This window comes from Mycoplasmopsis anatis (assembly GCF_900660655.1).
Taxonomy (GTDB): domain Bacteria; phylum Bacillota_I; class Bacilli_A; order Mycoplasmatales; family Metamycoplasmataceae; genus Mycoplasmopsis; species Mycoplasmopsis anatis.
Genome location: NZ_LR215035.1, coordinates 744965 through 759546, shown reverse-complemented (window position 1 = coordinate 759546; position 14582 = coordinate 744965). Strand labels below are relative to the sequence as shown.

Genomic DNA, 14582 nt, shown 5'->3' with positions numbered 1-14582 from the left:
GAATAAAAATGAAATATGACAATTTATTAAACAGGCAAAATCATACTTTAGTTGCAAGAAAACAATATGATATTGCTATGGATTTAAGTCAATGACTTAGACAACAAGAAAAATTAAAACGCAGAACTAAAATAACTAAAGTTTTAACTAAAAAATAGAAACTACTATTGAATTATTCATCAAAATTTACAAAATTGATGATGAGTATTTAGAAAAAGTTTTTATTGATCAACCGACATTGGACGAATTTAAAACAAAACTTCAAAGAAAAATGATGCAAAGTTTTGTAAATATGTGAAAAATAAAAGAGAAAAAGAACATGTCAGTTGAAGAATTGTTGAAACTTCAATCATAAGTTTTGCCTTTTTAATTTTATTTAAGGAGCTTATGAACAAAAAACAGGATTTTAAGCATATTGTTATGAACAAAATTGTTGAATTCACGGTTAAGACAAATACTGAAAAACCTGAAAATTCAAATGAGAATCACAGATTAAATTCAGTTTTATACGAGCAATTTCTAACTAGTAAGTTATCTGATTTTATTAATAAAGATAAATTTTTTAGAAAAAATAAACTTAGTATAGAAATTCCGAATACTAATAAAAATTGTTGATATGACTTTGCTATTCTTGGTAAGCAGATTTTCATTCCTGTGAATATAAAATACTGTTTAGGTTATGAAAAAACTAATGTCGGTACAAAAATGGGTATTTATTATTCACTAACTGGTGATCTTAAAAGTATAAAACAAAATTTAATAAATAACTGATCTGTATATTTAAAATCACTTAAACAAAATTTATCATATGAGAATAAATCTGATTATTTTTTCTTGTTTTGTTCAAAAGTAAATAATAAGGATGTGTTTTGAACTTCGATAAGAAAATTGCATCATTTAGTTCCAAGTGGGGACAATCCACCATTCCAAATCATTCCAGAAAAAAATAAATTTTTATTTAACAAAAGAAATACAAAAGAGCAATTTAATTTCATAATTAAAACATTAAAAAAATCGCTTGAATTGAGAAACAAACCTTTTTTAGAGTTTCAAAAACAATTTGAATGTTAAAAGGAGAAAATGAAAGAGATTAAAATGTATGAATTTTTTGCAGGTATGGGTTCTCAACTCAAAGCACTAAAAAACATAGCTACATCAAATGATATTTCTGTTATAAGTGTAGGTGCTTGTGAATGATACATCAATGCAATAATTGCATATTTAAAAATTCATTATGGTGAATTAAAACCCGAAACTGAACTAACTAAAGAGCAAATGATTGAAATATTAAAAAATTACTCTTTTAGTGCGAATAGTAAAACAGCAGTCTCAGAAACATATTTTAGACGTAATAGAAAATTAAGTGAAATTTTTCCTTACCTGTATGCTTTTGTTAATAACGACTATTTCAATAAGGTTTATGAGACAAATAAAGAGTTAGAAAACTATACAGATATCACTAAAGTAGATAATCTTCAATCTGAAATTGATATATTAACATATAGCTTTCCATGCCAAGATATATCTTCACAAGGTTTAAAACGTGGTATTACTAAAGGAACTCGTTCAGGTCTTCTTTATGAAATAGAACGAATAATTAAAAATAGTACTAAAAGACCAAAAATTTTACTTTTAGAAAATGTTAAAAACTTAGTTTCTAAAAAGTTTATAAATGATTTTAAAAAATGAATTGAAGTTTTAGATGAATTAGGTTATGAAACATCTTTTAAAGTATTAAATGCATCTGATTTTGGATCAGCACAAAACAGAGAAAGAGTATTTGCAGTTTCTGTTTTAAGAGAAAATAATCATACTTTTGATTTTGATAGTTTAATTAAACTAAATGATAAAAAATTATATGAAATAGTAAAAGTTGAAAATAGTGGTGTTGATTTATCTTATATTTTAGAAAAATGTAAGGTAAGTGAAATTACCACAAGCAGAAGCGGATTAACAAAAGCTAATTTAATGAATTATAGTAATTTTAATTCAGAAAATAGAATTTATTTGAATACTGCAAAAGTTGGTCCAACTTTGATTGCTTCCAACAGACTGAAATTTTACTTCCCTGAAATAAATAAATTAAGATACATAAATAGTAAAGAAGCGTTTTTGTACATGGGCTTCGGTGAAAATGATTATGAAAAAGTAAAAAAACAAGATTTAATTTCTGAAACACGATTAACGTTTCTTTGTGGAAATTCTATTTCTGTTGAAGTGTTAGAATCAATTTTTTCAGGAATTATCAATTATATTAAGGAGAAAAATGACTAAAGAAAAATTAATAGAAAACTTATTAAAATATAAAGAAGAAATATTAAATAAAACTTGAAAAAATGAAAAATTTTTCAATGATAAGGTTTTAGACAAACCTAAATGAACTTGAACATTTCAATTATATTATAGACCTGAATGTATTAAAGATCTTATTTCAGAACTAGCAGATAGTAATATGCCTATCTGGGATGATGATATAAAATATTGAACAAAATTTTTGGATGAAAAAGATTTAAAAGATAAAACATCATCAAAAAATGTTCTAGGTTTCTTAAAAGAAAAAATATTTGAATTTAATTTGGAATTAATACATTCAAATATTAAAGAAATATTAACGATTTTTTTGATTGATTTAGCTGTAAGTGTTTGTCGCCATTCTAATGAATGAATTAAAGACATTAATTTTGATTTTAATAAAGTTAAGGATATTATCAATAAAAAAGTCAAAAAAATTCTTTCTGGTGATTATTCAAAGAGTTGCATTCCTACAAATTTACCAGAATTAAGTGAATTATTATCTAAATAGTGATTAAATTATGATCTTAAATAATTCAACGATCCATTTTGATGAATTTGCGGAGAAAAAAGTTTTAGGAATGCTTTTAGTCTCAAAAGAGAAAAAATACTTTGAAGAAGCTCAAAATCTTTTAAGCGAAAAATCTTTTTATTCATATGCAAATAAATTAGTTTATAACGCTTTAATGGACTACTATGATAAAAACAAAGACGTCTTTATCATAGAATACCAAGAATTAGTTAATTATGTTCTCTCATCTGTAAGTTCTAATAGCGAAATAAACATTGATTTTATACACAATTTAATTATTAATGCTTGTCTTTTTGAAAACAGATTTCAACACTTTCAACATCTTAATCGTTTAAGGGCGCTAAGAGAAATTGAAACCGTACTAGAATCAATGTTATATAAAGTTAAAACTGAACAAAATACAAATATTGAAAGTTTCGTTTCATTAATCCAGAAAAAAATTACTGATGCATCTGAAAAAGTTAAAACTAATGAATATAAATCCATTAAAGATATTTCAGATAATTACTTTAATGATTTAATGAATAAAAGACTAATAAAAGAAAACAATGTTTTTGGTGTTCCGTCTGGTTATGATGCATTAGATAAAAATACTCGAGGATTTAAAGGTGGGGAATTAGTTGTAATAGCAGCTCGTCCAGCTATGGGTAAAACTGCTTTTGCGTTAAATATAGCTACTAATGCTGCTAGATATGGTAAAAAAGTACTATTTTTTAGTTTAGAAATGTCTGAATTTCAACTTATGAGTAGAATATACTCAGCAATTACAGAAATTGATGCAAGTAAATTAAAAAGACCACAATTTATTTCAAATGAAGAATTAAGATTAATTGCATCAGCAAAGCAAAATGTAATTGATAAAATTTCACTTTTTATTGATGATTCAACATCTTCAAAATTGGAAGATATCGTCTTTAAGGCAAGAAAGGTTAAGAAAACAACAGGATTAGATTTAATTATTGTTGATTATTTACAATTAATTTCAGATGAAACAAAAGGACAAAATCGTCAAAATGAAGTAGCTAAAATTTCAAGAACATTAAAACAATTAGCACGTGAATTGGATGTGCCTGTTATAGCACTTTCTCAACTTTCTCGTTCAGTTGAAAGTAGGGAAGATAAAAGACCATTACTAAGTGATTTACGTGAGAGTGGAGCTATTGAACAGGATGCTGATATGGTTGTATTCCTCTACCGTGATGATTATTACAACAAAAACAAAAAGAATTCTTCTTTTGAACAAGATCAATCTATTGGTTCTATTGTTGAAGTAATTATTGCAAAATATCGTTCAGGTGCTACGGATAACAAGAAATTAAGATTTCAAATGAATATTAGTCGCTTTAGTGAAATGCCTTACATAAAATAGAAGTTAGCAATTATTATTTTGCTAACTTTTTTGTTTGCATTTAAAATTTTTGCGTATTTACGCATTTTTACTAAATATGAAAGTTTCATTTACTTTTCAAACATCTACTCTTTAATAATTAAAAATTAATGAGTAGATGTTGATAAGAAAATTATTAAAAACTTAAATAAGCATATAATTGTTATGCAGGTATGTTTACGCTGTATACTCGTGTTATTGAACTAATGTTTAAGCGAACTGTAAACTCACCAACCACGGAGTCATCTTAAATTAGATGGTTTTTTTATTCTTAAACTGAATATAAAAAACCACTTCATAGAAGTGGTAAAACATTTTAATATTAAAATTTTTATCCTGAATCTATTTTCTGAAACAGGATTTGTTGATCATTCTCATAATTTTACTTATAGAGAAAATCAACACTTGATAGTCTCGCATAATTTTACTTGGAGCGAATCCCAAACCTTGATACTTCCACTTAATTTTACTTGGTGGGAACCCAAACCTTAAGGCATAATAATTATAACGCATATTTTTGAATTGTGAAAATATTTTCAGGTTTTACAACTCTACTAAACTTGTTTTATTCAGCAGTTTAGTTAATAATTAACAAAAATTTGCTTACCTTATTCAAGGTTTAAATTAATATCTTTACTTTTTTGTTAAATATACTTATTTTTCTTTGCTTTTCATATGTTTTATTGTGTTAAAAGTAAAGAAATTGGATTTTAAGACTATTCTTCAAGTACTTTTATAAGTTTATTAATTGATTTGTAAATACACTCTCATTTTACAGTTTTAGCATAAGAAAATGTATTTTGGTATTTCACTCATAGAGATAAAAGTGTATCATCATTTTCAAGTTCCTTTAAATAAGTAAAAGGGTCATTTAATATATGTAATGAGCTTCTGTTTGTGCAAGTGTTTATTAAAGCTTGCTTAAATATCTTTTCATTGTATTCCTGTGTTTCGACTAATAGGTGAATATCATAAAAATCTCTCATTCTTGTATTATTTTTACCCCTAGACAGGATAGTTTGAACTTTTTCAGACAATATAGTTTCTATAGGATAAGTTTTTAAATTAAGCTTTTTATTTTCAATAAATGTTTCATATGTATATTCAATTTCGCTTGGTGTAATACAATCACCTGTTGAAACATCTATTCGAATAAAAAATTTTGTTTTTTCTATCGAACATTCTATTATTACTCTAAAACCAGGATTATCCCTTGTTTTCATTATATTTTCAATCTTTCAAATTTTCATTTGAATATTATCATTTACATCAATTTTTAATATATCACTTATTATAGAATTGATATTTTCTCTTGAAAAAGTAATATTTCTAACTGTAGTATCGATATCCATTGTAGTTCTGTTTTTAATACCTAAAAGTGATGAAATAAGTAGTCCACCTTTAAAAATAAAATGTTGTTGATAAATTGAGTTTGATAGTCTATCTAAGAATCTGTCCATCATATATCTAGTAAATAATATTTCCGCTGAAATTCCAGTTATCTTAGATCTATTAGAAACGCTATCTTTAAATGATTGTGCTGTTTTGTACATTAAAGTAAAATCTCCAAATAAGTATTAAGTATTTTTGAAACTCTAAATTTTCTTGAATAATCTTCAAGTAAACGATAATCTATATTTTTTGTTCTAATAAAATTTTTTAATCCTTCCTGAATAAATCTTATGTCTAATTTATTTCTATTTCTGAGTAAATCGCATATAGTTCTTTCAACATTATAAACTTTAACTTTATTACCAAAAGGTGTCTCAATTTCAGTTATACCTAAATCAAATAAATATTTTGATGTTCTAAAAATTCTTACTGGATCATTTTTTAAGTGTCTTGTATTATATCCGTTTATAACAGTCATAGAATAAGTTGAAGGCGCTACGTCGGTCATATTAAATAAAAATAATGCTGTGTCGTGTGAAAAAATAGCATTTTTTAAGCGTTTTTGTAATATTTTCATTCCGTCAAATCAAGCATCTTTTCTAAGAAAAATTCCACTTCCGACTTTTTCATAATTATATTTTTTTAATAAATAATAAACTGAAGACTTAGAAACTCCTAAATCTGTTAAATCTTTTATTTTTACAACTCCATTATTTTTTTTAGACAATTCGCTTAAAACTGATTCACTTTTTATTTGTACCATAACACTTTAATTATATATATTTAAAGTGTTTTCGTTCAAATTAAATACAGAACAATAAAACTATATGATTAGCTTAAAAATAAAAAATAATGGGTTCATTTACTCACAACAGTCCCCCATCTCTATAAGAAAGCAACCTTATTTTATTATTGTGTGGCAATGCTCGCAAGTTGGTTGTGCAACTTATTTATTGAAATATCAAATTTCAATAATCACACATCAATATTCTAACGGGTTATTTTAGATTGGTAAATCATTTTAATTAATTATGCAAATTAAAAATCTGTTATATACTCATATATTAACTAATATAAAAATACAAGATCCTCTGTTTGAGGAAGGGGATATTTTTAAAACAATCATTCCTCTAAAAAAGATAGCAACTCAAAAAGTTGGAGAAAAAAATCATCTCAAAATATTCCTCTAAACGTCCCTCAAAATGTCCTTCGAAGAAGCTAAAAAAATTATCAAAGCAATGATTAAACAAAATAATAAAGTTAGTCGTAAAGATATATCTATAAAATTGGGAGTTAGTGAAAAAACTATTACAAGATATATAAATGAAATTCCAAGCATTAAATATGTTGGATGAGGAAAATACGGTCATTGAATTATTTCTCAAAATGTCCCTCAAGATGTCTCTCAAAATGTCCCACGAAGAAGCTAAAAAATTATCAAAGAAATGATTAAACAAAATAATAAGGTTAGTCGTAAAGATATATCTATAAAATTGGGAGTTAGTGAAAAAACTATTACAAGATATATAAATGAAATCCGAAACATTAAATATGTAGGAAAGGGGGGAAACGGTCATTGAGAACTGGAAGAATAGTATTAAATTAAATATGTAATACAAAAAAGATAAATTTGTCTATCTTTTGCTTGTTTTTGAACGTCATCTAAATTATTAAAATTTCAATTAAATTCACTGAATTTCATATACTCCTTTTAAATTTATCATTCACATTATTCAAACTCACATAATTTATCATATACTGTTATAAAGTATTCTAATTCATCCTGATAGTCAGTCATTACTTTTGATAAAGCTAATTCAACTAGTCGATCACAATTAGATAATAACTGTTTTGCTTCGAATCTTGATGAAATTCTGTTTATTTGTTTAATGATATGTTCTTTATCAAAGCTACACAATTCATAAACTTTAATAATCCGTTCATATTCATATGGTTTTAAATACTTGTTTCTAATTTCTTTGTTATTCATACAGTCCTTACATTCTTGACAATTTTGTTATTGAAATATCGTTATTCATAAACTCATCTTCGCTAGCGATCTTTTTAGTTTTTTCTAAAATTGCATCTTTATCCTTTTTTGAGATACTGATAGGCTGTTTATCTCAATCAATAACTGAATATAAATCATCACTATTAATGTTATATATTTTGTTAATAAAAACTTGCTTAGTACTTTTTCTAACTTTAATTTCAACTACAAAATCATTATCGCTTTTGCTTTCTTGAATATCATCCACTCCATAAAAATATGTATTTTTAACATCATTATTGTAATTAGCTCCAACACCTACTAAAATAATCTTCATAGGTATTTCATTTGATATTTTTCTTATTTTTTGTATAAAACTATTTTTAAGAGTTAATACTCTTAATACATTCATTCTTAATATTTTGTTTCTACTTTCCATATACTCCTTATTTATATATCATGAGTATTATAACATATATGGAAATAATTTCAGAAATATAGAAATAAAACTGATGTTATTGTAGAAACATAAAAAGTTAAATAATTAGATTAAAAAACACCAATACATTTTTGGTATTCTATGCAAATTTAGTATAAATTTTCTACTTTAGGTATGAAAAATTAAGGAGTACTATTTTTAGTTGTTTTTTGAGTTTTCTGTTTTTGAATGAAACAAATCCAAATAACGAACCAAAAGCTCCAGCAATAATTAAGAATAAAACTCAAAGCACATCTTTAATTGTAAAAAGACGTTTTAAAATAAACTTAACTAAATATTTTGAATTCTCTATTGACGCTTTCACACTTTAAAGTTGCTATAATATAAGTGTAAAAGTAATGATTAAAATAATTAAGAAGACAATATTATTTCAATTCCTTTCTTTTGACTAAAAATATCATTCCAGTTGATATAAGCTTCCTATTGTAGAGCACATAATATGTCGGATATAGTATTCATTATTTATCAAAATACAAAAATCTTATTCCATTAAAAATCATTTTTGTTAAAGAAATGGTATTCGAAGAGGTAATAGCACAGAATTGATTATATACTTAGTAATTACTCAGTTTTTATTTAATTTATTTTAAGTTTGGAATAATTTTGAAAAAAGAAAATTAACAATATATTTAAATAAAAAATCCTTAAATATACATTTTATTTATAAATTACTATAAATAAGGTTAATAAGTGTTATTACTATTATTTCACTTTCACTTTTTTCCTTATTTCACTTTCACTTTTTTCCACTCATAACAGGAAATAAAAAAACTAGATTTTTCTAGTTAATTTAACGCGTCTTTTCATTTGTCGCTATACAAATGATTAAGTAAACTATTGAATAATTAAAATTGATTATCTACTTAACTCATTGCTTAGTTTTATTTACAACACTTGCTAATTTATTAATCATATTTTTGTTCAGGTTTCTTAGTGTTGTTGATAGGAATTTAAGTAATATTTCATTGTTTTTTGAAATCAATATGTTATAGCTTTCTATTGCTATTTTGAAATCTTTTGCAGTAATATTATTTATTTTTGAATTAATTCACTCCCAATTTTCCGATATAAAATTATAAAAATCTTTTATATCTGACGTTCTATTAAAGAATTGATTGAAACTGTTTCTAAAAACTTTATTTTCACACAACTTATCAATATTTGTTAATAGACTAATTTTAGAATCAAATAAATGATCTTTAATATCAGTTAAACTATTCTTATTTATATCTTTATCTGTTAAAAATGAATTTATGAATTTTAAATATTCAACATCAGATTTGTATTCAGATATCCCGTTAAATACCATTAATTTAACAATTAATTCAAGCATCGGTTTAATAGATAGTTGAATGGTGTTGATAAACAACTTGCTCTCTTTGAAACTTATATCTTCTTCTAATTCTGTAGTTCATTTAATTAGAATATCTGCTTTTTTAGCTTTCAAATCTTTTATGATTGATTGAGAAATACTAAATTGATAAAGTCTTTCATCGATTAGATTTAATATATCTGTATTTTTGCTAATTGATCTTGTTTTTCTCAATTCATTTTCACTCATAAATAAAAAATTATTTACAAATTCCTCTTTATTTAAATTAGCTTGTTTATCGTTAATTAAATTAAGATGTTTATAAAAAATACTTACTGCATCACCAATTTCTTTTTTATTAAATTTAGATATTTGTAATTCTGATTCTCTTAACTCATTAATGAGTTTTAAAATGTTTTTTATCTCAAAATGACCTTTATTAATATATCAGCGGTTTTTTGCATCAAAATATAAATTAATATGTTTTTTAACATCAACATTTTTATTAATATATAAGATTAAATTTTCAATCATTTGACTAATATTAACTGGTTCATATTGATCTGGTGGTATTGAAATAAAATAATCTCTAATACTTAATTCTCTGTTTTTTGAAGCTGGTTTGCTAAACAATTGAAATAGGAATGCAGCTTTTTTATAGTCTTCATAAATTTTCTTTTTATCTTCTCCAAAAATATGAGGAATTTTTTTATTATCAATATCTACTAAATTAAATAATCTTTCATTATTAAAGATAGTCCAGATATCATAATAGTATTTTCCTTTATTCCACGGAAGATATCCTACTGAATTTTTTCTATAGTGTTTATTAAAAGACAAATTTGAAATTTGATTGTTAGAACTATATATAATACATTCATCAAAATTTAATAATATCTTTGTAGGTTTAACAAAATCACTCTTGTTTTGTTCTATAAACATATAAAGAACACTTAATTTTGAAATAAATTCATTTCTACTTTCAACATTTATTTCTCCTTTAAGTATTTCGTAAATACATTTTTGGTATTTTTCATAATTCATTAATATTTTTAAACAACTAATTCTACGATTACCATCAACAACTATATAACTGTCTTCTGATTTTATCAATTTAATTTTTTCGTAATTTGAATGAAAAAATACTTTTACTGAGTCAAAAAGTTCCTTATATTTATCTATGTTTTCTTTTATTAGTTCAGAAATTTTCAATGCTTCTTCTTGTAATGAATAATTTTTATCTCATTTATTAAAGTATTTAACATAATCAAAATCTAATTTATATATAGTTTCAAATCTCGGATTTCAAAGTGCTAAATGTATATCATTAATTTTTATTTCTTTCATTTTTCTCCTATTTGTTGAGGCTATCGAAGTTAATTAAAAATAGCATAGTTTTATATAAATAACTTATAAATAAGTGTAAAAAGCATAAAACGGGAATTAATAATTTCTGCTTTTGCGTTAATTATTTGTACTATTATTTTTAAGGTATTCAATTACATTTCTGAAAGTTTTCTCATTACTTCACAAATAATATCTCAGTTTTCTTTATTCTGTTTTTCCTGATATTCTTTCATTTCTTCATACGTAATTTTCTTTATTGGAGCATTTTCAACGATTCTAATTTCTAGTTTTTTTAAAATTATTTCTAGTCATTTTCTTCTTTATTTTGATAATTTTTTTATCGATATGTTATATTCATTAACATTATCCTCATTAGTAATTTCTTTGATTTTTTCTAATATTTTAATTTTTTCATCAAATGGAATATCAATGGGAGTAGTGTTTCAATCTATAACAGAATAAATATCTTCCGGTTTCATATGAAAATTCTCATTTAAGACAATCATTTTGTCTTTATTTTTAATTTTTAAGTAATAAACAACATTATTCTTTTTTCTAGATTCTTTAATATCTTCCACTAGACAAAAGAAAACATTTTTATTATCTTCAATTTTATTAGGATTGTCTTTGTATTGATCTTGATCAGACGTTAAAAGCATAATACTTTGAGGGATGTCTAATCATTTTTTGATATTTTGTACAAAGCTAGATTTAAGTTGTACCACTTTACAGATATTCATTCTAATAACTTGTTCTTTTTCTTTCATTTTCTCCTTTTTAATATAAAAACTTAAACAAAAAAATTATATACTATATATGGAAATAATTTCATAAATAAGATAAAATATTTATATAAAGAAAAAAATAAAGAAAGGAGTTTATGGATCAAGAAAAAGTTATTAATAATAGAATTGAACAGAGAACAATAAACAATGAACAAGAAAAGGAAATAAAAGTATATGATTCAATCAAATGCTTGTTTTGTGGTTCATTAAACATTGTAAAAAGAGGTTTCAGAAATGGAAAACAAAAATATTGATGCAAGAAATGTAATAAAGTTTTTGTTTCCACGAATAACACTTCACTCTTTTATATTCATCAAAAAAGCTATAAATCATTCTCAAAGTTTTTAGAATGCTTAATTAGCGACATTTCTACTGTAGATATAGCTAAAATTTGTGGTGTTTCAACAAACACAATTTATAACTGAAAAAAGAGAGTTATCTCACAACTTTTAGAGAAAAATAAAACATATAGATGTGTTTTTGCTGAATTAAATGAATATGATAAGTTAGATGATAAAATTAGTAATTTGTTGATAAATTAATCAATTAACAACAGAAATAACGTTCATTAAGGACGTTTTTTATTTTAAGTCTGTTGCAAGGTAATAAAAAACATCCGAATACGGATATAAATTTTATTTTGAAATATTTATTTAATTAAATATTTTTCTAATTCTGGTATTTTAATTGGAAGTTTTTTACTAAGAAAATCTCCTGTGCAAAATTCTTTAACTTTTTTATCAATCAATTTAACATAATCATTAATTTCAATATTAAGTTTTTTAATATCATTATATTCAATTATAAATAGTGTTAGATCAATAAAATGTATAGTTAAGATTTCTTCAAAATTACTAATAATTAAATTTCTACTATATTCTACAAAGCTTTTATCCAATAAGTCTTCTCAACTCTTACTTTCTTTATATTTGTCTTCCATGATATCAAGCATTTGATGAGTTCAAAAATTACTGAGTCAATAATCAGTTGGTATATTTGCTTGAGCTATATGATCAATAATTTCTTTTATATTTCTAATCTCTGAATCTAAATTAACATAAAATTCAAATAAAAATTTTCTTTTTAGTAAACGACATTCACTAATATCATCTCAATATTCTTCATCAAAAAGATCATCACTAATTTCATGTAAAACTTCTTCTTTTCACTCTATCAGATCTTTAACAAATTCTCTTTTAGTCATATTTTCTCCTATATTTAATTAGTTATTTAATACAAATAAGTTTAATAAGTTCATAAACTCAAGCATCTGTTGTTTTACATTCTTTCATTAATAAACTTTTTTCACTCTCATTAAATTTTTTATTTAAATATTCAACTTGTCTCTTTGTTATATTTCTTTTTCCTATAGTTTTTAATGCTTGTATTATCAACGCGCTTAAATAAGACTTATCGTTGATATCTTTATTGTTCACTTTTTTAAAATCAATCTCAAAATTGTCATATTTAAATGAAGCATATCTTCCATTTGAAATAAAAATATATTTAACAACAACTTGATTGGATAAACCAAGTATGTTTAAAGCTGCATCACCTGATGGAGCAATATTTCAATTATACTTTCTTGCAATTCCTTTAGCAACATCTAGAGGGGATGGAATGCTATATTCATTTATTAATTCGACATAAAAAGGTTTATAAAATAAACCAGGCAAAATTCTTTTTATATATCCCTCTTTTTCAAATCTATTTATCGTGCTCTTTATTGTTTCGTAATTTGTAATATCATAAAAATCACTAATTATAAAAACATAATCGCGTTTAAAGTTTTCAATTCTTTCTTTAATTAATTGTTTATAGTTCACAATAATCCTTTATTAGTGATTAAATTTTAATCTAGCAAAATTTCAGTTTTTGATTCTCTTGGTCAAATTTTAATTAGACCAACATTTTCTTCTTTACTTTTAATAATTTTTCATATAAATTTATAACACCTTTTTGAACAAAAAGTAAGTTCAAGAATTTTGAAATAAAAACTTCTATTTGCTGTTTCAAAATATTTTTCACATCCATAACAAAATAACTTCATTATTCTCCTTTCTTTTTTGTAATATTAATCAATTATTAAGGAACTACATCCAAATCAGCTTTTCCTTCTTCTTTTCACTTGTTTAATAATTCTTCTCATTCTTGTTCATTTTTGCAACGTAGATAATCAACTTGCATTTTATCTTTAGTTAAGTCATATTTGGGTGAAGTTAATGTATTAGTGTAAAAAAAGTATCAATCCTTTATTTTGTTTATATCATCTCTTGTTTCAGCTAAATTTACTTTAAAAGTATAATTTGCTATTCTTCTCTGACTTAAATCAACATTTTCTGGGTTTTCATAATCACCTTTATCTTCTTCTAAAAACGCTGCTACAATACTGTATTTATCAGCTCCTATTAAATATGAATATAGCTGTGCTTGTTTTATGTAATTTGCAGGTATGTTTTCAAAATATCCATTATCGTTTTTCTTATTTCAAGTTTCATAATTTTTAGCGCCAGTAGTTTTAATTTCTAAAATCATATTTTTCGATGGAATATAACCATCAGGAACTCCACCTATTATTTCATCTTTACCTGCAAAATAATCATAATCATAGTCTTTAGCACTATAATTCATAATGTTTAAACCTTTAAAGGTTTCTCTAAGTACATCAAAAATTTTAGGTTCCAAAATAGTACCTGCATTTATGTATTTCTTTTGCAAAACGTCCATTTTTAATCTTGTTATATGGCAGAAGGCACTAAATTGAGTGTTGAAGTGTCCAACTTCCAAAACATCTCCTACAGTGCTACCACCAATTTTTTTATATGATGTAAATTTATCTTCCTTATTTCTTAATGTATTAAATAATTCTTCAGATAAAATAACAACTTGATTCTTTTCATCTAAAAAGTAGTCTTTTTGATTGTAAAATTTTCTTTTATATTTCAATTTTCTCCTTTAATTGTTTCAATTATAACAAATATGGAAACAATTTCATATTTTAAATTATTGGTGTAAAATTTCTTTTGGAAACTAATGTCGAAAGGAT

General features: G+C 24.0%; 19 protein-coding genes. 8 read left to right on the top strand and 11 right to left on the bottom strand.

Going from position 1 to position 14582, the window contains the following annotated elements:
• Positions 1-8: 8 nt before the first annotated feature.
• The 5 genes from EXC66_RS04340 (at position 9) to dnaB (ending at position 4193) form a co-directional block, all read left to right on the top strand.
• The gene (locus tag EXC66_RS04340; protein WP_165166789.1) at positions 9-158 is read left to right on the top strand and encodes a hypothetical protein; all 150 of its coding nucleotides are present in this window, start codon (positions 9-11) and stop codon (positions 156-158) included.
• 229 nt (positions 159-387) lie between these two features.
• On the top strand, positions 388-1071 hold the full coding sequence (locus EXC66_RS03180; RefSeq protein WP_006886547.1) for a hypothetical protein: 684 nt from the start codon (positions 388-390) through the stop codon (positions 1069-1071).
• Between the two features lie 9 nt (positions 1072-1080).
• Positions 1081-2274 carry a DNA (cytosine-5-)-methyltransferase N-terminal subunit gene (gene dcm_N / locus EXC66_RS03175; protein ID WP_006886546.1) on the top strand — a complete coding sequence of 398 codons (1194 nt, stop codon included), beginning with the start codon at positions 1081-1083 and terminating at the stop codon, positions 2272-2274.
• Positions 2267-2803, top strand: coding sequence for a hypothetical protein (locus EXC66_RS03170; protein WP_006886545.1), 537 nt, complete (start codon positions 2267-2269; stop codon positions 2801-2803). Before dcm_N ends, EXC66_RS03170 begins: the two co-directional genes overlap by 8 nt.
• Positions 2804-2813: 10 nt before the next feature.
• Positions 2814-4193, top strand: coding sequence for a replicative DNA helicase (gene dnaB, locus EXC66_RS03165; RefSeq protein WP_006886544.1), 1380 nt, complete (start codon positions 2814-2816; stop codon positions 4191-4193).
• A 734-nt stretch (positions 4194-4927) separates the two neighbouring features.
• Here dnaB and EXC66_RS03160 read toward each other — a convergent pair.
• Together EXC66_RS03160 and EXC66_RS03155 are read right to left on the bottom strand one after the other, a co-directional pair.
• Complete coding sequence (locus tag EXC66_RS03160; RefSeq protein ID WP_006886542.1) at positions 4928-5764, bottom strand: nucleotidyl transferase AbiEii/AbiGii toxin family protein; 837 nt, start codon at positions 5762-5764, stop codon at positions 4928-4930.
• Positions 5764-6366 (bottom strand): type IV toxin-antitoxin system AbiEi family antitoxin domain-containing protein, encoded by a 603-nt coding sequence (locus EXC66_RS03155; protein WP_006886541.1) that lies wholly within the window; start codon positions 6364-6366, stop codon positions 5764-5766. Before EXC66_RS03155 ends, EXC66_RS03160 begins: the two co-directional genes overlap by 1 nt.
• 439 nt (positions 6367-6805) lie before the next feature.
• Between EXC66_RS03155 and EXC66_RS04375 the strand changes: the two genes are divergently transcribed.
• Positions 6806-7033 carry an HTH domain-containing protein gene (locus tag EXC66_RS04375; protein WP_197722262.1) on the top strand — a complete coding sequence of 76 codons (228 nt, stop codon included), beginning with the start codon at positions 6806-6808 and terminating at the stop codon, positions 7031-7033.
• Positions 7034-7048: 15 nt separating this feature from the next.
• On the top strand, positions 7049-7198 hold the full coding sequence (locus EXC66_RS04570; RefSeq protein WP_006886565.1) for an HTH domain-containing protein: 150 nt from the start codon (positions 7049-7051) through the stop codon (positions 7196-7198).
• Positions 7199-7332: 134 nt separating this feature from the next.
• Here EXC66_RS04570 and EXC66_RS03140 read toward each other — a convergent pair whose 3' ends face one another.
• The 5 genes from EXC66_RS03140 to EXC66_RS03120 form a co-directional block, all read right to left on the bottom strand.
• Complete coding sequence (locus EXC66_RS03140; protein WP_006886567.1) at positions 7333-7593, bottom strand: hypothetical protein; 261 nt, start codon at positions 7591-7593, stop codon at positions 7333-7335.
• 7 nt (positions 7594-7600) lie between these two features.
• The gene (locus tag EXC66_RS03135) at positions 7601-8032 is read right to left on the bottom strand and encodes a hypothetical protein (protein ID WP_006886568.1); all 432 of its coding nucleotides are present in this window, start codon (positions 8030-8032) and stop codon (positions 7601-7603) included.
• Between the two features lie 163 nt (positions 8033-8195).
• The gene (locus EXC66_RS03130) at positions 8196-8396 is read right to left on the bottom strand and encodes a hypothetical protein (protein WP_129622378.1); all 201 of its coding nucleotides are present in this window, start codon (positions 8394-8396) and stop codon (positions 8196-8198) included.
• Positions 8397-8951: 555 nt separating this feature from the next.
• A complete protein-coding gene (locus EXC66_RS03125; protein ID WP_006886570.1) occupies positions 8952-10751 on the bottom strand; it encodes a hypothetical protein in 1800 nt (599 codons plus the stop codon).
• A 320-nt stretch (positions 10752-11071) separates the two neighbouring features.
• On the bottom strand, positions 11072-11518 hold the full coding sequence (locus EXC66_RS03120; RefSeq protein WP_006886571.1) for a hypothetical protein: 447 nt from the start codon (positions 11516-11518) through the stop codon (positions 11072-11074).
• A 113-nt stretch (positions 11519-11631) separates the two neighbouring features.
• Between EXC66_RS03120 and EXC66_RS03115 the strand changes: the two genes are divergently transcribed.
• The gene (locus EXC66_RS03115; RefSeq protein ID WP_006886572.1) at positions 11632-12078 is read left to right on the top strand and encodes an IS1/IS1595 family N-terminal zinc-binding domain-containing protein; all 447 of its coding nucleotides are present in this window, start codon (positions 11632-11634) and stop codon (positions 12076-12078) included.
• Positions 12079-12185: 107 nt separating this feature from the next.
• Here the strand turns inward: EXC66_RS03115 and EXC66_RS03110 are convergent, their stop codons facing one another.
• The 4 genes from EXC66_RS03110 to EXC66_RS03095 are packed head-to-tail and all read right to left on the bottom strand — an operon-like array spanning position 12186 to position 14482.
• Positions 12186-12740, bottom strand: a complete 555-nt coding sequence (locus tag EXC66_RS03110; RefSeq protein WP_006886573.1) for a hypothetical protein — start codon at positions 12738-12740, stop codon at positions 12186-12188.
• Positions 12741-12762: 22 nt separating this feature from the next.
• Complete coding sequence (locus EXC66_RS03105) at positions 12763-13362, bottom strand: DUF6088 family protein (RefSeq protein ID WP_006886574.1); 600 nt, start codon at positions 13360-13362, stop codon at positions 12763-12765.
• Positions 13363-13388: 26 nt separating this feature from the next.
• Entirely contained in the window at positions 13389-13586 is a 198-nt protein-coding gene (locus EXC66_RS03100) for a hypothetical protein (protein ID WP_006886575.1), read from the bottom strand.
• A gap of 35 nt (positions 13587-13621) precedes the next feature.
• The gene (locus EXC66_RS03095; protein ID WP_006886576.1) at positions 13622-14482 is read right to left on the bottom strand and encodes an MAGa7180 family putative nuclease; all 861 of its coding nucleotides are present in this window, start codon (positions 14480-14482) and stop codon (positions 13622-13624) included.
• Between the last annotated feature and the right edge of the window lie 100 nt (positions 14483-14582).